18 protein-coding genes and 1 pseudogene are annotated in these 16,939 nt (G+C 73.1%); 10 read left to right on the top strand and 9 right to left on the bottom strand.

The genetic code is table 11. The features are described 5' to 3' along the window. Positions 1–32 precede the first annotated feature (32 nt). Entirely contained in the window at positions 33–617 is a 585-nt protein-coding gene (locus ACFWW8_RS02675; protein ID WP_386522614.1) for a dihydrofolate reductase family protein, read from the top strand. Between the two features lie 119 nt (positions 618–736). Here the strand turns inward: ACFWW8_RS02675 and snpA are convergent, their stop codons facing one another. Beyond that, positions 737–1,393, bottom strand: a complete 657-nt coding sequence (gene snpA / locus ACFWW8_RS02670; protein ID WP_386522612.1) for a snapalysin — start codon at positions 1,391–1,393, stop codon at positions 737–739. 214 nt (positions 1,394–1,607) lie between these two features. On the opposite strand from snpA, the gene ACFWW8_RS02665 reads away from it, so the two are divergent. After that, positions 1,608–2,543 carry a LysR family transcriptional regulator gene (locus ACFWW8_RS02665; RefSeq protein ID WP_386522609.1) on the top strand — a complete coding sequence of 312 codons (936 nt, stop codon included), beginning with the start codon at positions 1,608–1,610 and terminating at the stop codon, positions 2,541–2,543. Between the two features lie 84 nt (positions 2,544–2,627). On the opposite strand, the pseudogene ACFWW8_RS02660 reads toward ACFWW8_RS02665, so the two are convergent. After that, positions 2,628–3,414: pseudogene (locus ACFWW8_RS02660) on the bottom strand (hypothetical protein). Between the two features lie 160 nt (positions 3,415–3,574). On the opposite strand from ACFWW8_RS02660, the gene ACFWW8_RS02655 reads away from it, so the two are divergent. Both ACFWW8_RS02655 and ACFWW8_RS02650 read left to right on the top strand, forming a co-directional pair. Next, positions 3,575–4,516 carry a DUF4097 domain-containing protein gene (locus ACFWW8_RS02655; protein ID WP_386522606.1) on the top strand — a complete coding sequence of 314 codons (942 nt, stop codon included), beginning with the start codon at positions 3,575–3,577 and terminating at the stop codon, positions 4,514–4,516. Between the two features lies 1 nt (position 4,517). Continuing rightward, the gene (locus tag ACFWW8_RS02650) at positions 4,518–5,456 is read left to right on the top strand and encodes a helix-turn-helix transcriptional regulator (RefSeq protein ID WP_386522604.1); all 939 of its coding nucleotides are present in this window, start codon (positions 4,518–4,520) and stop codon (positions 5,454–5,456) included. Positions 5,457–5,507: 51 nt separating this feature from the next. Here the strand turns inward: ACFWW8_RS02650 and ACFWW8_RS02645 are convergent, their stop codons facing one another. The 4 genes from ACFWW8_RS02645 to ACFWW8_RS02630 all read right to left on the bottom strand — a co-directional run bounded on the left by ACFWW8_RS02645 (position 5,508) and on the right by ACFWW8_RS02630 (position 8,693). Beyond that, complete coding sequence (locus ACFWW8_RS02645) at positions 5,508–6,026, bottom strand: Clp protease N-terminal domain-containing protein (RefSeq protein WP_386522601.1); 519 nt, start codon at positions 6,024–6,026, stop codon at positions 5,508–5,510. Next, positions 6,026–6,235 (bottom strand): helix-turn-helix domain-containing protein, encoded by a 210-nt coding sequence (locus tag ACFWW8_RS02640; protein WP_386522598.1) that lies wholly within the window; start codon positions 6,233–6,235, stop codon positions 6,026–6,028. Before ACFWW8_RS02640 ends, ACFWW8_RS02645 begins: the two co-directional genes overlap by 1 nt. Positions 6,236–6,318: 83 nt before the next feature. Next, on the bottom strand, positions 6,319–7,281 hold the full coding sequence (locus tag ACFWW8_RS02635; RefSeq protein WP_386522595.1) for a zinc-binding dehydrogenase: 963 nt from the start codon (positions 7,279–7,281) through the stop codon (positions 6,319–6,321). 209 nt (positions 7,282–7,490) lie between these two features. Continuing rightward, on the bottom strand, positions 7,491–8,693 hold the full coding sequence (locus ACFWW8_RS02630; protein ID WP_386522593.1) for an NADP-dependent malic enzyme: 1,203 nt from the start codon (positions 8,691–8,693) through the stop codon (positions 7,491–7,493). 523 nt (positions 8,694–9,216) lie between these two features. Between ACFWW8_RS02630 and ACFWW8_RS02625 the strand changes: the two genes are divergently transcribed. The 3 genes from ACFWW8_RS02625 to ACFWW8_RS02615 are packed head-to-tail and all read left to right on the top strand — an operon-like array spanning position 9,217 to position 11,921. After that, positions 9,217–10,176 (top strand): ABC transporter substrate-binding protein, encoded by a 960-nt coding sequence (locus ACFWW8_RS02625; protein ID WP_386522590.1) that lies wholly within the window; start codon positions 9,217–9,219, stop codon positions 10,174–10,176. Between the two features lie 39 nt (positions 10,177–10,215). Then, positions 10,216–11,157: an amino acid ABC transporter permease gene (locus tag ACFWW8_RS02620; protein WP_386522588.1), complete on the top strand. Its 942-nt coding sequence runs from the start codon at positions 10,216–10,218 to the stop codon at positions 11,155–11,157. Then, the gene (locus ACFWW8_RS02615) at positions 11,157–11,921 is read left to right on the top strand and encodes an amino acid ABC transporter ATP-binding protein (protein WP_269289373.1); all 765 of its coding nucleotides are present in this window, start codon (positions 11,157–11,159) and stop codon (positions 11,919–11,921) included. Before ACFWW8_RS02620 ends, ACFWW8_RS02615 begins: the two co-directional genes overlap by 1 nt. A 119-nt stretch (positions 11,922–12,040) precedes the next feature. On the opposite strand, the gene ACFWW8_RS02610 is transcribed toward ACFWW8_RS02615, so the two are convergent. Continuing rightward, positions 12,041–12,808 (bottom strand): class I SAM-dependent methyltransferase, encoded by a 768-nt coding sequence (locus ACFWW8_RS02610; protein ID WP_386522585.1) that lies wholly within the window; start codon positions 12,806–12,808, stop codon positions 12,041–12,043. A gap of 81 nt (positions 12,809–12,889) precedes the next feature. Here ACFWW8_RS02610 and ACFWW8_RS02605 point away from each other — a divergent pair, with 81 nt between their 5' ends. Next, on the top strand, positions 12,890–13,519 hold the full coding sequence (locus tag ACFWW8_RS02605) for a CGNR zinc finger domain-containing protein (RefSeq protein ID WP_386522582.1): 630 nt from the start codon (positions 12,890–12,892) through the stop codon (positions 13,517–13,519). Here ACFWW8_RS02605 and sodX read toward each other — a convergent pair. Continuing rightward, entirely contained in the window at positions 13,423–13,848 is a 426-nt protein-coding gene (gene sodX, locus ACFWW8_RS02600) for a nickel-type superoxide dismutase maturation protease (protein WP_386522580.1), read from the bottom strand. The two genes, ACFWW8_RS02605 and sodX, sit on opposite strands and share 97 nt — an antisense overlap. A 171-nt stretch (positions 13,849–14,019) precedes the next feature. On the opposite strand from sodX, the gene sodN reads away from it, so the two are divergent. Then, entirely contained in the window at positions 14,020–14,415 is a 396-nt protein-coding gene (gene sodN / locus ACFWW8_RS02595) for a superoxide dismutase, Ni (protein WP_351271465.1), read from the top strand. 118 nt (positions 14,416–14,533) lie between these two features. Here the strand turns inward: sodN and ACFWW8_RS02590 are convergent, their stop codons facing one another. Next, complete coding sequence (locus ACFWW8_RS02590) at positions 14,534–14,722, bottom strand: DUF6104 family protein (protein ID WP_383917510.1); 189 nt, start codon at positions 14,720–14,722, stop codon at positions 14,534–14,536. 128 nt (positions 14,723–14,850) lie between these two features. Here ACFWW8_RS02590 and ACFWW8_RS02585 point away from each other — a divergent pair, with 128 nt between their 5' ends. Beyond that, on the top strand, positions 14,851–16,935 hold the full coding sequence (locus tag ACFWW8_RS02585) for a trypsin-like peptidase domain-containing protein (RefSeq protein ID WP_386522576.1): 2,085 nt from the start codon (positions 14,851–14,853) through the stop codon (positions 16,933–16,935). The last annotated feature ends 4 nt before the right edge of the window (positions 16,936–16,939 follow it).

Below are 16,939 nucleotides of genomic sequence, written 5' to 3'. Positions count from 1 at the left end.
TGCGGCGGCACTGTCCGACGGAAGAGACCCGCTTGCGCAAGCTCACGTACTTCACCGCCACGACGGTCGACGGATTCATCGGCGCCCCCGACGGCGACGCCGACTTCCTCTACGCCTTCCTGGACCCGGAGTTCATCGGCCACCTGGTGGCCGAGTACCCGGAGACGATCTCCTCCCAGGGCCGGGCGCAGCTCGGCATCGAGGACCTCGCCCCGAAGCGCTTCGACACGGTCCTCATGGGCCGCAACACCTACGAGCCGGGCCTGAAGGCGGGCATGGCCAGCCCCTACGGCCACCTGCGCGAGCAGTACGTCGTCTCGCGCTCCCTGACCGTCCCCCCCGACCCGGCGGTCCGGCTGATCAGCGGGGACGTGGCCGCCGCGGTCCGCGGGCTCAAGGAACGGGACGGGCTCGGCATCTGGCTGTGCGGCGGCGCCGACCTCGCGGCGCAGCTGGCCGGCGAGATCGACGAGTACGTCGTCAAGACCTATCCGGTCGTCGCGGGGACCGGCATGCCGATGTCCCGCGCGGGATTCGGCGTGCGCCCGCTGGAACTGACCGGCTGCACCGTCCTGGGCGGCGGGCAGGTCGTCACCTCGTACGACGTCAAGCGCTGACGCCGGCCGACGCGCGCGGACGCTCCGCGGGCCGGGCACGGGCAGCGGACGTGCCCGGCGTGCGGGGAGGCTGCGGAGCGGCCCGGCGGCCGGCGGACCGGCCGGCCGGGCCGGTGGGGCTAGCCCTTCGCGTCGAGACCCGAGGCGACCAGGCCGTTCGCCCACAGCTGGTTCACCCGCGCGCGCTCGGTGGCGTTCGGGGTGGAGTTCTGACACGACGTGCCCGGGCCGCCGCCCGACATCAGCTCGCTGCACGGGCCCGAGTAGCGGTCGGGCAGGCCCAGTACGTGCCCGGTCTCGTGGGACGTCACGCGGGTGGAGTTGTACTGCTGGTTCTGCCGGTAGTCCAGGAAGATGTACCCGCGGCCGTGGCCGTCCGTGCTCGCGTACGAGCCGCGGGAGTCGTTGCCCTCGCGGTAGGAGAAGTTCCCGCCGGAGGACACCTCCTGGAGCTTCACGTTCGTCACCGAGCTGTTCCAGATCCGGGTGGAGCTGGCTATCTGCGTACGGAAGCTGGGCGCGCTGCGGGTGTTGTAGGTGACGGTCACGGCGAGGGCGCCCGGGTTCGCGGCGCGCTGTTCGGTGACCGAGCGCTGCACGGCCTCGAAGAACGCCTTGGTGGCGGCCTGGTTCTCCTGGGAACGCTCGTACGCGGCGAAGGTGGCGGAGTTGCCGACGGGGGCGGGGGCGGCGGCCGCGGGGACGACGCCGCCGAGGGCGGCGGCGAGGCCGAGGCCGATGCCGGCGGACAGCACGGCCTTACGGGAGTGGCGCATGTGGGGGAGCTCCTACTCGTCCGGTGGTGCGGTGGGGGGTGGGTCGTTCGGTACCGGAGTCTGGAGGAGCGGACGGGGCCGGGGGATGATGTCACTCCCCGATAGCCCGGCCCTATCGGGAAGATTTCGGTTGCCCAACAGGAGTGAGAATGGCGGGATTCGGGGGGCTATCGGCGGCTGGTGCGGTCCACCCGGCCCGGCCTACTCTCGGGGCATGGAGCTTGAGGTCAGGCACCTGCGCGCGCTGTGTGCCATCGCCGACGCCGGAAGCCTGCACAAGGCCGCCCGGCAGCTCGGCGTGAGCCAGCCCTCCCTGACGACCCAGCTGCGGCGGATCGAACGGGCCCTGGACGGCGAGCTGTTCTTGCGCGAGCGGACCGGGTGCCGGCCCACGCCGTTCGGCCGCACCGTCCTGGGCCGGGCGCGGCCGCTGCTGGCCGAGATGGCCGCCCTGGTGGCGGAGGCGCACGCGCTGGCCCACGGGCCGAGGCTGCGGATCGGCTCCACGGCCAGCCGGGCCCTGCCGGGATGGCTGCGGCGGCTCCACCGGAGGCTGCCGGACACGGAAACCTCCCTGGTGGTGGACGTCTCGGCGAACGCCCTGCTGCGGATGGCGGGTTCGGGGCAGCTCGACGTGGCGTTCGTGCACGAGGTCGAGGGCAGCCCGCTGCGGGTGCCGCCCGGGCTGGAGGTGCACGTGCTGATGGAGCGGGAGCCGCAGTTCGTGTCGATGTCGCGGGACCATCCGGCCGCGGGCCAGTCGGTGGTGTCCTTACGGGACCTGGCCGGCGACCGCTGGACGGTCGATCCGTCGGTCGACGGGGAGTGGGACGGGCTGCGCCGCGTCTTCGCCGGGGCGGGGCTCGATCCGCCGGTGCTGCACGCCGACTACCACACGGCCACGTCGCTGATCGTCTCCGGCGAGGCGGTGGCCCCGTGCCAGCCGACCTCCGGGCCGCGCGACGACATGGCGATCCGTCCGTTGTGCGGGGACCCCCTCGCCGTACGGCTGTTACTCGCCACCCGGCCGGGGGCGCACGCCGAGGTCTACGCGGACCTCCGCGCCGCCTACCGCGAGGCGGCCATGAGCACGCCGCCCTACCGGGCGTGGCTGCGCCACCACGCGAGCCCGCTGCTGGAGGTGGCGTAACGATTCACCGCAGGTGAGTCCGAGCCTGCGTGAGGCGGTCTGAGGGCGTCTGAGGCGGCGGCCCGGGCCGACCCCCGGCGCCGCTCAGCCGCGCCGGGCCGACCGGGCGCGCTCGTACGCCAGGGCCGGCGCGCCGTGCGCCGTCAGGACCGCTCCGGCCGTCAGCCAGCCCGGGCTGCGGTGCCGGGCACCCCAGAGCAGCAGCGGGGCGCCCGCCGCGAGCTGGGCCGTCCCCACCAGGCGGGCCCTCGGGCCGAGGACCCAGGGCCCCAGCGGCCCCTCCTCCAGCACGTCGAGCTCCGCCCGCGCCGCGTCGCGCCAGCCGGACCACTCCACCGTCCCGGAGCCGGTCGGCCGGTTCGCCCGGGGCGAGCCCCGCGGGCAGGGTCAGCCCGGCGCGGGACAGCAGCGCGATCAGCCCGAGCAGCCGGGAGTTCCCGTCGGCCGCGGCGTCGGGGCGGGTCAGGCGCTCCAGCTCCTCCAGGTCGAGCACGGGGTCCAGGCCCAGCCGTGCCGCCAGGACGCGCATCGCGTCGGGGTCGCCGACCGGGCCGCCGTCGGCCTCCCACGCGTGGACCACCGGCCGGCGGAACCCGCTCGCCAGGGAGAAGCCCGTCCGGCCGTCCTCCCACCACAGGCTCAGTACGGGCCAGCCGACGCCGACCGCCACCGCCTGGCCCCAGCCGGCGAGCACCTCCGCCACGTCCTCCTCGCCGTCCAGCCACGGTTCGCCCTCCGGGACGAAGGCGCTCCACCCGCCCGCCGGGGCCCGTAGCAGGCGTACGCGCAGCAGGTGTGCGGCGGGGCGGGTGGCGCGGGGTTCGGCGCGGCAGAGCAGGAGGCCGCCGGCGGTGCTCTGGGGGATCGGCATACCCACACGCCAAGGCAAAACGCCCCTTACCACCCCGTACCGATGATTCGGACCACGCGCTTGACTTCCCCCGACCGCGATATATCGTGTTCTGGAGAAGACGCGATATGTTGCGTGCGTCGAGACCCGTGTCCGTGAACGCACGAGGAGGATCAGCACCATGGCAGAGCAGGCGTCACCGTCGACGTGGCACATCGCCGAACCGCAGAAGCTCACCTTCGAGGAGCCGGTCACCGAGCTCCGCGTCCGCCTCGTGGGCGGCACGGTCAACGTCGTCGCCGCCGAAGACGGCCCGGCCCGGCTGGAGGCCTCCGCGATCGACGGGCCCCCGCTGTACGTGGTCCAGGAGGACGGCGTCCTCACCGTCTCCTACGAGGACCTGCCCTGGAACGGCTCCCAGGGGTTCAAGGCCTGGTTCGAGGCCAAGCCGTGGAAGGCCTGGTCCGCCTCCTCCTCCGCCGGCCGCAAGGCCTGGGAGCGCAGCGCCTCCGTCACCCTCACCGTCCCCGCCGCCACGCGCGTGCACGTCGGCGCGGTCGGCGCCACCGCCTTCGTCTCCGGCATCTCCGGCGGCACCGACGTCAACGGGGTCTCCGGCGACGCCACCCTGGTCGGACTGTCCGGCCGGGTCAAGACGCACACGGTCTCCGGCAGCGTCGAGGCCCAGTCCGTCACCGGCGACCTCGGATTCCACTCGGTGTCCGGCGGCCTGACGGTCGTCGACGGTGCGGGCGGCTCCGTCCGGGCCGACTCGGTCAGCGGGGACATGCTCATCGACCTGGACCTCGACCCGGCCGCCGCCCGCCCGGTGGACATCGCCCTGAACTCCGTCTCCGGCCAGGTCGCCATCCGCCTCCCGCACCCCGCCGACGCCCGCGTGGAGGCCAACACCGCCACCGGCGGCGTCTCCAACGCCTTCGAGGACCTGCGGGTCTCCGGCCAGCTGGGCGCCAAGCGGATCACCGGCACCCTCGGCTCCGGCACCGGCACCCTGCGGGCCACCACCGTCTCGGGCGGGATCGCGCTGCTGCGCCGCCCGCAGGCCGACGCCGACGCCCCCCTCGCCGACGCCCCCCTCACGCTCGACAAGAAGGTGCTCTGACATGCCGCCCGTCTTCGCCCACGGCCGCCTCCGCCTCTACCTGCTCAAGCTGCTGGACGAGGCCCCGCGCCACGGCTACGAGGTGATCCGGCTGCTGGAGGAGCGCTTCGAGGGCCTGTACGCGCCCTCCGCGGGCACCGTGTACCCGCGGCTGGCGAAGCTGGAGACCGAGGGGCTGGTCACGCACGCCACCGAGGGCGGGCGCAAGGTGTACTCCATCACCGAGGCGGGCCGTGCCGAACTGGCCGACCGCAGCGGCGAGCTGGCCGACCTGGAGCTGGAGATCCGCGACTCGGTCACCGAACTGGCCGCCGAGATCCGCGACGACGTCCGGGGGGCCGCGGGCGACCTGCGGCGCGAGATGCGGGCCGCGGCCTCCGCGTCGGCGACGCAGGTCCAGGACGAGTCCTGGCAGGCGGCCAAGGAGGAGCTGCGCAAGGCGCGGCAGGACTGGAAGGAGCAGGCCCGCCGGGCGAAGGACGAGAGCCGCCGGGCCCGCGAGGAGGCCCAGCAGGCCCGCCGCCAGGCGAAGGAGGCCCAGGACCGGGCCCGCGAGGAGGTCCAGCGCATCGCGGGCCAGCTGCAGGACCAGCTGGCCAAGTCGGGCGGGGTGCTGGGGAGCCTGGCCGGAGCCTGGCTCGGCGGCAGCGGCGGATCCGCGGCCGGGCAGAGCGGCCCGTCCGGCTCGCCGGCCGGGTCCGAACGGTCCTCCGGGGCCGCGCCGACCGCCGCGGCCCCGGCCGACGGCACCGGCTGGGCCGGGGACCTGGAGCCCACCGCCGACCCGGCGCGCGACCTGGACCGGCTGCTGGACCGGTTCCGCGACGAGGTGCGGGACGCGGCCCGCGACCACGGCGTGACCCCGGCCCGGCTGGCCGAGGCCCGTGCCCACCTGGCGGCGGCGGCCTCCCGCCTCAACGGGACGCTGAGCACGCCGTAGGCGCCGGCGTACGGCGCCCCGCGTGCGGCGGCCGTACGCGGGCGCGCCGGCTCAGGCCGCGAGGCCCGATTCGGCCGTGCCGTAGGTGACTCCGTGGTCCGCGAGGACCTCGGAGACCGTGCCCGGGCGGGACAGCAGGGCCAGCAGCAGGTGCAGGGTCCCGATCTCCCGGTCGCGGCGGCCCACGGCGATGCGCAGGGACTGCTCCAGCACCTTCTTCGAGCCCTCGGTGAGGCGGGCGGAGCCGCCCAGGACGCGCCCACGGGGTGCCGGGGCGGCCAGGGCACCTTCGCCGTGCGCCTCCTCGACCCGGGCGACGATCTCGGTGACGTCGATGCCGAGCCCGGCGAGGGCCTCCTCGTCGGCCCGCGTCATGCCGCCCCGGCGGCGGGCCGACGCGAGGTCCTCCGCCACGGAGGCGCGGTCCACGCCCAGCGGGTCCAAGGCGCCGAGGTCCAGCAGCGAGAGGAGCAGGTGCTCCTCGGCCATCGGGGCGCCGCCGGCCCGCCGGGCCTCTTCCATCGCCCCCGTCACGGCGGAGCGGGCGTCGCGGGTGAAGCGTTCGAACATCAGACCCTCCCGTGTTTCTTGTGCACGGCCTGCCGGCTGACGCCGAGCTCGGCCGCGATCTCCTGCCAGGACCAGCCCTGCGCGCGGGCACTGCGTACCTGTACGGCCTCCAGCTGCTCCAGCAGCCTGCGGAGGGCGGATACGGCACGCAGGCCCACGCGTGGGTCGCGGTCACCGGCCCGTTCGGCAAGATCGGTGGCTTCCGTCATGCATGTCAATCTAGGTTGACACGGGAGGGGATGTCAACCTCAATTGACGGCGGTGCCGGTCCGTCCGTCGGCGCTCGGAGCGCTCAGGGCGTGAGGACGACCTTCCCGAACAGGTCGCCCGACTGGAGCTTCTCGAAGCCCTCCCGCGCCCGGTCCAGCGGCAGGACCTCGTCGATGACCGGCCGCAGGCCCGTCGTGGCGCAGAACGACAGCAGGTCCTCCAGCTCGTCCTTGGTGCCCATGGTCGAGCCGACCACCTTCAGCTCCAGGAAGAAGATCCGGGTCAGCTCGGCGTGCGCCGGACGGTCGCCGCTCGTGGCGCCGGAGATGACCAGCGTGCCGCCCGGGCGCAGGGACTTCACCGAGTGGGACCAGGTGGCCGCGCCCACCGTCTCGATCACCGCGTCGACCCGCTGCGGCAGCCGCGCGCCCGGCTCGTACGCCTCCAGGGCGCCCAGCTCCACGGCCCGCTCGCGCTTCGCCTCGTCCCGGCTGGTGGCGAAGACGCGCAGGCCGGCGGCCTTGCCGAGGGCGATGGCGGCGGTCGCGACCCCGCCGCCGGCGCCCTGCACCAGGACGGAGTCGCCGGGTCGGACCCCGGCGTTGGTGAACAGCATCCGGTACGCCGTCAGCCAGGCGGTCGGCAGGCAGGCGGCTTCCTCGAACGACAGGCCGGCGGGCTTGCGCAGGACGTTCCAGGCGGGGACGGTCACCTGCTCCGCGAAGGTGCCCTGGTAGCGCTCGGTCAGGATGGAACGGGGCTCGTCGGGCCCGACCCCGTGGCCGCTCTGGCCGATCACGGAGTGCAGGACGACCTCGTTGCCGTCCTCGTCGGTCCCGGCGGCGTCGCAGCCGAGGATCATCGGCAGTTTGTCCTCGCCGAGGCCGACCCCGCGCAGCGACCACAGGTCGTGGTGGTTGAGGGAGGCGGCCCGGACGTTGACGGTCACCCAGCCGGGGCGGGCCACGGGGGCCGGGCGGTCGCCCAGCACGAGGCCGTTCAGCGGCTGGTCTCGGTCGATTCTGGCGGCATAGGCAGCGAACATGCCGCGACGCTACCGTTCGGTAGGTACGGGTTCCAGCCCCTGCGGCCCGCCGGAGGTGAGGTCTTCGCCGCACCGCCGGGCCCGCGGTCGCTCGCACCGCCGGCCCGCGACCGGCCGCGGGCCGGACCCGCGGCCGCGCCGCCCGGACGCGCGGAGGCCCGGCCGGATCGCTCCGGCCGGGCCTCCGCGCGTACTGCGGGCCGTGAGGGTCAGGCCAGGCGGGCCACGCCGTCGGCCTTCGCCGCCGCGGCGACCGCGGCCGAGACGGCCTCGGCGACGCGCGCGTCGAACGGCGAGGGGATCACGTAGTCGGCGGCGAGCTCGTCACCCACGACGCCGGCGATGGCGTCGGCGGCGGCGATCTTCATGCCCTCGGTGATCCGGGTGGCCCGGACCTTGAGGGCGCCCGCGAAGATGCCCGGGAACGCCAGCACGTTGTTGATCTGGTTCGGGAAGTCCGAACGCCCGGTCGCCACGACGGCCGCGTACTTGTGCGCGACGTCGGGGTGCACCTCCGGGTTGGGGTTGGCCATGGCGAAGACGAAGCAGTCCTTCGCCATCGTCGCGACCGCGGACTCGGGAACCGTGCCGCCGGAGACGCCGATGAAGACGTCCGCGCCCGCGAGGGCGTTCTCCAGGGAGCCGGTCTGCCCCGTCTTGTTGGTCAGGCCCGCGATCTCCGCCTTGACGTCCGTCAGGTCGGAGCGGTCCGCGGACACGACGCCCTTGCGGTCGGTGACGCAGACGTCACCGATGCCCGCGTCCACGAGGATCTTGGCGATGGCGATGCCCGCCGCGCCCGCGCCCGAGATCACCGCGCGCAGGTCGCCGAGGGTGCGACCCGTGAGCTTCGCGGCGTTGCGCAGCGCGGCCAGCGAGACGATGGCCGTGCCGTGCTGGTCGTCGTGGAAGATCGGGATGTCCAGGGCCTCCTGGAGCCTGCGCTCGATCTCGAAGCAGCGGGGGGCGGAGATGTCCTCCAGGTTCACCCCGCCGAAGGACGGGGCGAGACGGATGACCGTCTCGATGATCTCGTCCGTGTCCTTGGTGGCGAGCGCGATCGGGACCGCGTCCACACCGCCGAACTGCTTGAAGAGAATGGCCTTGCCCTCCATGACGGGGAGGGAGGCCTCGGGGCCGATGTCACCGAGGCCGAGCACGGCCGTACCGTCGGTGACGACGGCGACCACGTTCGACTTCCAGGTGTACTCGTTTACCAGCTCCGGCTGCTCGGCGATGGCGCTGCACACCTTCGCCACGCCGGGGGTGTACGCCAGGGACAGGTCGTCCTTGTCGTGGACGGGCACCGTGGCCACGATGGCCATCTTGCCGCCCCGGTGCAGTGCGAACACCGCGTCGGGGTTGTTGTCCGTCGTACTGTCACTGCGAGGGTTGACGATCTCCGCTGCCACTTTGTGTGACCCCTTAAGTCCTTTGAATCGTTGAGGGTGGCCACTCCTGGTTAAGGGGTGGGCGGGCACCGCGTCCGTGCTCCGCATCGACGGTTGGCCCGTCTCCACGGAGGGGAGGTTCGTACGCGCGGGCGCGCCGCACGCGCGCCCTGAGCCCCGGATGAGGGGTGTAAGGATCTGTTCTACCCGAAGAACGCTCGCCCAGACGAGTCGATTCCAGCTCGACTGTAAGCCTCTTGTCCCAGTTTTGGTGAAAAGTCCAAGAGGCTGGGCCCGGCACGTGAGACGGACCGCAAATAGTCCGTCAAACGGGGGATGCGGCGGTGCATCGTGCGGCTCCGAGGGGCCCTGCCCGCAGTCCTGTTCGGTGCCGGAGTGGCCCGTTATGCGATTTTGACCTGATGGGCAGCCTGAATGCGCCAGTCCGAATGGCAAGATGCCGTAATCACACAAGGTCGCGACACTCGATGGTGCGTGCCCGACCGTTTTCGGATGCTTTTCCACCTGCCGGAGGAACCAGCTCATGACCGCTAGCACCACTCGTCGTACGACCGCCGCCCGGTCCCGGATCGCGGCGGTCGGCGCCATCGCGGTTGCCGGCGCCCTGATCCTCACCGGCTGCGGTGACCAGACCGACAAGGGCTCCACCACGTCCCCGTCGGGTGCGGCGAACAGCGCCCCGCTGTTCTCCAAGCTGCCGAAGAAGATCCAGGACGCGGGTGTGATCAAGGTCGGCACGGACGCCACCTACGCGCCGATGGAGTTCACCGAGGGCGGCAAGATCGTCGGTGTCGACCCCGACATCGCCGCGGCCCTCGGCAAGCAGCTCGGTGTGAAGTTCGAGTTCACCTCCGGCACCTTCGACACCCTCCTCGGCGGCCTGCCCACCGGCCGCAGCGACATGGTCATGTCCTCCCTGACCGACACCAAGGCCCGTCAGGAGGGCCTCGACGACAAGGGCGCCAAGACCGGTACCGGCGTCGACTTCGTCGACTACTTCTCCGCCTCGACCGGCATCCTGGTCAAGAAGGGGAACCCGGACGGCATCAAGACCCTCGACGACCTCTGCGGCAAGAAGGTCGCCGTCCAGCGCGGCACGACCTACGAGCAGTCCGCCAAGGACCAGTCCGAGAAGTGCAAGACGGCCGGCAAGGGCGAGATCTCCATCGAGTCCTTCCCGACCGACGCCGAGGCCCAGACCCGCGTGAAGGCCGGCGGCGCCGTCGCCGACCTGAACGACTCCCCGGTCGCCGCGTACATCGCGCAGACCGCGGGCGGCGGCAACGACTTCGAGGCCATCGCCAACCCGGGTGACGCGGGCCTCTTCGGCATCGCCGTCGACAAGAAGAACACCGAGCTGCGCGACGCGCTCAAGGCCGCCCTCGACGCGACGATCAAGGACGGCACGTACAAGACCGCCCTGGACAAGTGGAACGCGGGCTCCGGTGCCGTGACCGAGGCCAAGATCAACGCAGGTCAGTGATTCCCGCGCTACACCGCAGCACTCTGAAGGGCAGTCACTGTGACTGACAAGCTCGACAAGGTCCCCGGGCCGGCGGCAACCCCGCCGGCCGGGGGCCTCCCCCCCGAGGCCATCCGCGCCATCCCGGTCCGCCACTACGGCCGCTGGGTCAGCGGGATCGTCGTCATCGGCCTGGTCGCGACGCTCGCGTTCGCCTTCTCGCAGGGCAACGTCCGCTGGCAGACCATCCCGGACAAGCTGTTCGACAGCAGCATCATCAGCGGCATGCTGAGCACGGTCTGGATCAGCGTCTGCTCGATGCTCCTGGGCCTGGTCCTCGGCGTGCTCTTCGCCGTGATGCGGCTCTCGAAGAACCCGGTGACCAGCACCATCGCCTGGTTCTACATCTGGTTCTTCCGCGGGACCCCGGTCTACGTACAGCTCCTCATCTGGTTCAACCTCGCCCTGATCTTCCCGATCCTGAACCTCGGGTTCTACAAGGACGAGATGACCCAGGTCATGACGCCGTTCCTGGCGGCGCTGCTGGGTCTGGGCCTCAACGAGGGCGCCTACATGGCGGAGATCGTCCGGGCCGGCATCCAGTCCGTCGACGAGGGTCAGAGCGAGGCGTCCCACGCCCTCGGCATGACCCAGACGAAGACGATGCGCCGGGTCGTGCTGCCGCAGGCGATGCGCGTGATCGTCCCGCCGACGGGCAACGAGTTCATCAACATGCTCAAGACGTCGTCGCTGGTGGTCGCGGTCCAGTACGCCGACCTGCTGCGCGCCGCGCAGGACATCGCCGCCACCTCCTTCGCGGTGATGGAGATGTTCATCGTCGCGTCGATCTGGTACCTCGCCCTGACCAGCGTCTTCAGCGTCGGCCAGTACTACCTGGAGCGCCGCTACGCACGCGGCTCGCTGCGATCCCTGCCGCCCACTCCGCTGCAGAAGATCAAGGCGAATCTCTCCCGCTTCTCGAACCGCAAGGCGGTGGCCTGATGACGACCCCCATGGTGAAGGCCGAGGGCGTCCACAAGTCCTACGGCGCCGCGCACATCCTCAAGGGCATCGACCTGGAGGTCGCGCCGCGTGAGGTGTTCTGCCTGGTCGGCCCGTCCGGCTCCGGCAAGTCCACCTTCCTGCGGTGCATCAACCACCTGGAGCAGATCAACGCCGGACGGCTCTCCGTCGACGGCCGGCTCGTCGGCTACCGCCAGAAGGGCGACAAGCTGTACGAGCTCAAGGACAGCGAGGTCGCGGCGCAGCGCAAGGACATCGGCATGGTGTTCCAGCGCTTCAACCTCTTCCCGCACATGACGGCCATCGAGAACGTCATGGAAGCCCCCGTCATGGTCAAGCGCGAGAGCAAGGCCGTCGCCCGGGCGCGCGCCGTCAAGCTGCTCGACCGGGTCGGCCTCGGCGACAAGGGCGGGAACTACCCCGCCCAGCTCTCCGGCGGCCAGCAGCAGCGCGTGGCGATCGCCCGCGCGCTCGCCATGGAGCCGAAGCTGATGCTCTTCGACGAGCCCACGTCGGCGCTCGACCCGGAGCTGGTGGGTGACGTCCTCGACGTCATGCGCGGTCTGGCCGAGGACGGCATGACGATGATCGTGGTCACGCACGAGATGGGCTTCGCCCGCGAGGTCGGCGACAACCTCGTCTTCATGGACGGCGGCGTGGTCGTCGAGTCGGGCCACCCGCGCGACGTGCTGGGCAACCCCCAGCACGACCGCACGAAGGCGTTCCTGTCCAAGGTGCTGTAGGCGGCACCGGCGGGCGGGCGAGGGGCGGTACGGGATTCCCGTGCCGCCCCTCGGTCATGCCGCGGCGGGTGCGCGGCGGGACGCGCCGGGAGCCGGGCCCCGGGCCCGGTACCGGCGGGTCACCGCAGGCCCAGGACCAGGGCGTCCGAGGGGGAGCGCCAGACCGTGCGGGCCTCGGCGAAGCCGGCGTCGAGGAGGGCGCGGGCGTGCCAGGCCTCGGTCGGGGTGTCGCCGTCGGCGTGCTCCCCGTAGATCGCGAACCGCTCCTTCACCGACCCGGCCAGCTCGGGGTCCGCGGCCGCCAGGGCCCACCACTCGCGCCAGTCCGGCACCCCGGACGCCGCCCGGACCCGGTCCATCCCGGCGTGCCGGTGGGCGTGCTCGGCGGCGTCGATGCGGGGCGTGGCCGGGTCGGGCATGTGGTCGGCGTTCATGAACACCCCACCCGGGCGGACCAGGGGCGCGAGCTGCCCGTACAGGACGGTGAGGTCCCGGCTCGGAAGCCAGTGCAGGGCCGTCGCCGTCAGGACCGCGTCGTACGACCCGTGCGGCAGGGCCGCGCGCCAGTCGGGGGCCTTGAGGTCGGCGGTGACGAAGGAGACGCGCGCGTCCCCCGCGAAGTGGCCCCGGGCGATCGCCAGCAGCGCCGGATCAAGGTCGACACCCGTACTGGTGGCTTCCGGGAACCGCTTGAGGAGCCGGTCCGTGATACTTCCCGTACCGCACGCGAGGTCCAGTACCCGGGGAGCCGGCCCCACGACCGCTTCGACCATGTCCAGCATCACCCGGAACCGCTCCTCGCGGTCGGGCATGTACCACTCCTGCTGCCGGTCCCAGCTGTCCTGCCAGGCCTGCCAGTCGGTGTCGCCGTTCGTCGTTCCAGCCATCGCGAACCCCTCCGTACGTAATACCCTCGTATTCGTCTCAGCTGTTACCGAGACGATAATCCGCTGCCGTAAGGACTACAAGTGGAACTGGCCCATTACTCGGACTACGCCGTGCGCCTGGTCAACACCGAGGAGCCGGCCCGCAACAAGGACGCGCTCACCTCGGTGGACGCCGTCCGCGCCCTGTTCGGCCCCAGCGTGCAGATGGCGCGCCGCGTCACCGACACCGACGTCACCCGCTTCCGCAACGTCCGCGGCCGGCTGCGGTCCGTCTTCGAGGCCGCCGACGGCGGCGACCACGTGCTCGCCGTCGACCTGCTGAACTCGCTGCTCATGGAGTTCCCGGTCAGCCCCCAGGTCTCGGGCCACGAGACCCTCGGCGACGACGGAGGCCCCGACTGGCACATCCACCTCGCCGAGCACCCCTCGAACGCGTCCGCGGGCTACGCCGCCATGGCCTCCATGGGCCTGGCCTTCCACCTCACCGAGCACGGCCCCGACCGGCTCGGCCTGTGCCAGGCGCCGCCCTGCCGCAACGCCTACCTCGACACCTCCACCAACCGCTCCCGGCGCTACTGCTCCGACCGGTGCGCCACCCGCGCCAACGTCGCCGCCTACCGCGCCCGCAAACGGCTGGAGGCCGAGGCGTCCGCCCACAGCGGCCGCACCGCCGAGAGCGCCCAGGACAGCCGCGCCCTCAGCGAGCACTGATCCTCCCGGCGCGGCCGCACGCGCAGCAGCGCCGTCGCCAGCACCAGCTCGCCGGGGACCGGACCGAAGACGCTGCTGTCGCCGGGCGCCTCGTTGAACGGGTTGTCGCCGAGCACCCACCAGGCACCGCCCGGCCGGCGCTCCACCGCCCGCTTGATCACGAGCAGGTCCTGCTGGAACGGGTGGCGCAGCACCACCACGTCACCCGGACGTACGGCCGCTCCGTACCGGACCACCACCTGGTCGCCGTGGGCCAGGGTGGGGGCCATCGACGGCCCCGACACGTCCACCAGACCGAACCGCTTCAGCGGGCTCCGGCTCTCCACCATGAGCGACCTCCTCGTCACCTCCGCATGCTGCCGTACGGGCCCGTACATTCGCTCACCGGTCCGGCCGCGACCCTGGACTTTTGTCCTAAGCCCATGGGGGCAGCCGCGAAATACCGATCTCCAGCGAGTAACCTCGCCCTTGAGAAGACGATCACGAGGAGGACACACCCCATGCTTTCCCGCCTCTTCGCCCCCAAGGCGAAGGCCTCCGCCCACTGCGACCTGCCGTGCGGCGTGTACGACCCTGCCCAGGCCCGCATCGAGGCCGAGTCCGTCAAGGCCGTGCAGGAGAAGTACCAGGCCAACGACGACGCCGACTTCCGCGCGCGCGCCATCACCATCAAGGAGCAGCGCGCCGAGCTCGCCAAGCACCACGTCTCGGTGCTGTGGAGCGACTACTTCAAGCCGCCGCACTTCGAGAAGTACCCGCAGCTGCACGTCCTGGTCAACGACACCCTGAAGGCCCTCTCGGCCGCCAAGGCGTCGAACGACCCGGCCACCGGCCAGAAGGCGCTCGACCTCATCGCCGAGATCGACCGCATCTTCTGGGAGACCAAGGCCGCCTGACCGGCGCCCGGTCCCCTGCTCGCGCGGCCCCACCGGCCGCCCGCGACGACGAGAACGGCCCGACTGCTCCAGGCAGCCGGGCCGTTCTCGTGCGCCGGGGACCGCCCCGCGCGCCCGCTCACTCGTCGGGGTCGTCCTCGTCGTCGTCCAGCCGGGCCAGCCACGTGGCCAGGCGTTCCACCGGGACCTCGAAATCCGGGTTCAGGTCGACGAAGGTCCGCAGCTGCTCGGCGAGCCACTCGAAGGTGACCTCCTCCTCGCCGCGCCGCTTCTCCAGCTCCTCGATGCCGCGATCGGTGAAGTACAAGTCTGGCTCCGTGCCGTGGTGGGGGTGTTTTCCGCCAGGATAATCCGCGATGCGGCGACACCTCCCGCCGCATCGGCCCCCGGCGCTAGCCTGGACGTCTCTGGACGTCTCACGGGACGGGGGCGCGGATGACCGACGGGCGCACGGCCGGCTCCGCGCGCGCCTTCGAGCTCCTCGAACCCCTCGTCCAGGCGGCGACCGTACGCGTCCACGCCCCGCCGGGCGGGTATGAACCCCCCGGCAGTCCGTCCGGACCCACCTGGGGCAGCGGGTTCTTCATCGCCCCCGGCTGGGTTCTGACGTGCGCGCACGTGGTCGGCGAGGGGGGTGCTGCGGTGCGTCTGACGGGGCGCGAGGTCGGCATCACGTTCTCCTCCGGCGGCCCCGCCCGCCCCGGAGCGGCGACCGGGACCGTCGCCGGACGCGTGGAGTGCGTCCTGCCCGAGCGGCTCGACGAGCGGCGGCCCGGCCGGCGCGCCCTGTGGGACCTCCCCGACCTCGCGCTGATCCGGGTCCTGGCCCCCGTCTCGCACGCCTGCGTCTGGCTGACCGACCGCTCCCGGCCCCGCTTCGACGAGGTCGCGTACTTCGGCTGCACCGAGGACCTCGGCACCCCCGAGATCACCGGACGCACCACCCGGCTGCGCGGCACCGCGGGCAACGGCGCCGCCATCCGGCTCGGCGACGACGACGAGATCGACCCCGGCATGTCCGGCGGCCCCGTCGTGGACCTCGGCCGCGGCGAGGTCGTCGGCGTCGTCAAGGCCAGACGGCACACGGGCGGCGGCGGGCTCGCCGTGTCCGTCGTCCAGCTGCGCACCCTGCCGATGCCCCCGCGGGGCCGGACCGGGCTCTACCGGCGCGTCATGCAGGCACACGACCTGCACCACTACGACCAGCACGTCAGCGACCTCGACACCCGCCGGACCTGGACCGACGTCCACGACGAGCTGCCCGCCCCCGACGGCGGCGGCCCGCAGGGACGCGGCCGGCTCACCCCCGGCGAACGCACCACCCTGTGCGGGCTCCTCGCCGAACTGCCCCCGCCGGGCTCCTCCGAGGTCGTACGGGCGCTGGCCGAGGCGGCGCGCGGCGAGGAACCGGACCCGCAGCCGCCCGCCCCCCTGAGCTGGCGCGACGGGCTGGGCCTGCTCCACGACCCGCCGGGCGGTGCCGGGGAGGCCGCCGCGATGCTGCGGTACGCGACGGACGTGAGCGTGGCCGACTACCGCGAGCCGCCCGCGCCCGGCGCGGACGAGGAACTGTGGGACTGGGTGCGCGGCACCGCCGAACGGCTGTGGCGCCCGCTGCGCCGGGAGCTCGGCGAGCGCCACGAGCGCGGGCTGGCCGAGCGGGAGCAGCGCCGGCGGACCCGCGCCGAGCGCGGCACCCACGGCCCCGCCCGGCGCCCCGGCGGGGTCCCCACCGGGGCGTCGGTGCTGCTGGAGGCCTGGGCGCACGGCTGGGAGGACGTCTACGACTGGCGGGTGTCGGTGCTCGCCGGCCCGGCGCACCCCGGCCGGCTCACCCCGGTGGACTCGGGCGTACGGGCCACCCTGGCGGGCCTGCCGGAGGCGCTGCGGGCGCCGCTCGCCGAGGCCTTCCGGCGGTGCGACACCCACGAGGCGGCGGCCCTGCTCGAAGTGGCCGTCGAACCCGCCCTGTTCGGCCTGGCGGTGGACGAGTGGACGCTGGTCGGCGGCGCCCCGCTGGGGGTGCAGCGGCCGGTGGTGCTGCGCCACCCCGGCGGCCCCGCGCCCGCGCCCGCGCGCGCCGCCGAACGGTGGGCGCGGGTGCAGCCGGGCCCGCTGCTGGACGAGCGCATCGACTGCGCGCGGGGCCGCCCGCGCGCGGCCGATCCGGACCGGATCGCGGCGCAGCCGGACAACACCGTGGCCGTGCACTGCCGGGCCGCCGCGGAGGAACCCACGCTGGGCTCGCTGCACGCCGTACGGGAGTCCGGGTACGGGGTGGTCGCGGGCCGGAGGCCCCCTCCCGAGCCGGGGGTCTCCTGCGCGCCGTTCCACCGCGGGCTGCGGGAGGAACTGGCCGTGGCGGGCGGGGCGCAGGCCCTGCCGCTGCGCCTGCAGGCCCTGCGGGGGCGGGCGTACGGGGCGGACCCGGACGCGTACTGGGCGGCGGGAGCCGTCCTCGTATGGGACGACCCGGCCCGCGCCCTGCCCGAGGACGAGCCGCTCCAGGGGGACCTGTGACCGG

Origin of the sequence: Streptomyces sp. NPDC058701 (assembly GCF_042715295.1) — a bacterium.
Taxonomy (GTDB): Bacteria; Actinomycetota; Actinomycetes; order Streptomycetales; family Streptomycetaceae; genus Streptomyces.
Note: the sequence above shows the minus strand (reverse complement) of the source record. Positions and strands in the feature narration are given on the sequence as shown.

Excerpts from the sequence above, each read along its gene's own strand:
- snpA (WP_386522612.1), bottom strand. The coding sequence starts at position 1,393 with ATGCGCCACTCCCGTAAGGCCGTGCTGTCCGCCGGCATCGGCCTCGGC.
- ACFWW8_RS02665 (WP_386522609.1), top strand. The coding sequence starts at position 1,608 with ATGGAGCTTGAGGTCAGGCACCTGCGCGCGCTGTGTGCCATCGCCGAC.
- ACFWW8_RS02655 (WP_386522606.1), top strand. The coding sequence starts at position 3,575 with ATGGCAGAGCAGGCGTCACCGTCGACGTGGCACATCGCCGAACCGCAG.
- ACFWW8_RS02650 (WP_386522604.1), top strand. The coding sequence starts at position 4,518 with ATGCCGCCCGTCTTCGCCCACGGCCGCCTCCGCCTCTACCTGCTCAAG.
- ACFWW8_RS02645 (WP_386522601.1), bottom strand. The coding sequence starts at position 6,026 with ATGTTCGAACGCTTCACCCGCGACGCCCGCTCCGCCGTGACGGGGGCG.
- ACFWW8_RS02640 (WP_386522598.1), bottom strand. The coding sequence starts at position 6,235 with ATGACGGAAGCCACCGATCTTGCCGAACGGGCCGGTGACCGCGACCCA.
- ACFWW8_RS02635 (WP_386522595.1), bottom strand. The coding sequence starts at position 7,281 with ATGTTCGCTGCCTATGCCGCCAGAATCGACCGAGACCAGCCGCTGAAC.
- ACFWW8_RS02625 (WP_386522590.1), top strand. The coding sequence starts at position 9,217 with ATGACCGCTAGCACCACTCGTCGTACGACCGCCGCCCGGTCCCGGATC.
- ACFWW8_RS02615 (WP_269289373.1), top strand. The coding sequence starts at position 11,157 with ATGACGACCCCCATGGTGAAGGCCGAGGGCGTCCACAAGTCCTACGGC.
- ACFWW8_RS02610 (WP_386522585.1), bottom strand. The coding sequence starts at position 12,808 with ATGGCTGGAACGACGAACGGCGACACCGACTGGCAGGCCTGGCAGGAC.
- sodX (WP_386522580.1), bottom strand. The coding sequence starts at position 13,848 with ATGGTGGAGAGCCGGAGCCCGCTGAAGCGGTTCGGTCTGGTGGACGTG.
- sodN (WP_351271465.1), top strand. The coding sequence starts at position 14,020 with ATGCTTTCCCGCCTCTTCGCCCCCAAGGCGAAGGCCTCCGCCCACTGC.
- ACFWW8_RS02585 (WP_386522576.1), top strand. The coding sequence starts at position 14,851 with ATGACCGACGGGCGCACGGCCGGCTCCGCGCGCGCCTTCGAGCTCCTC.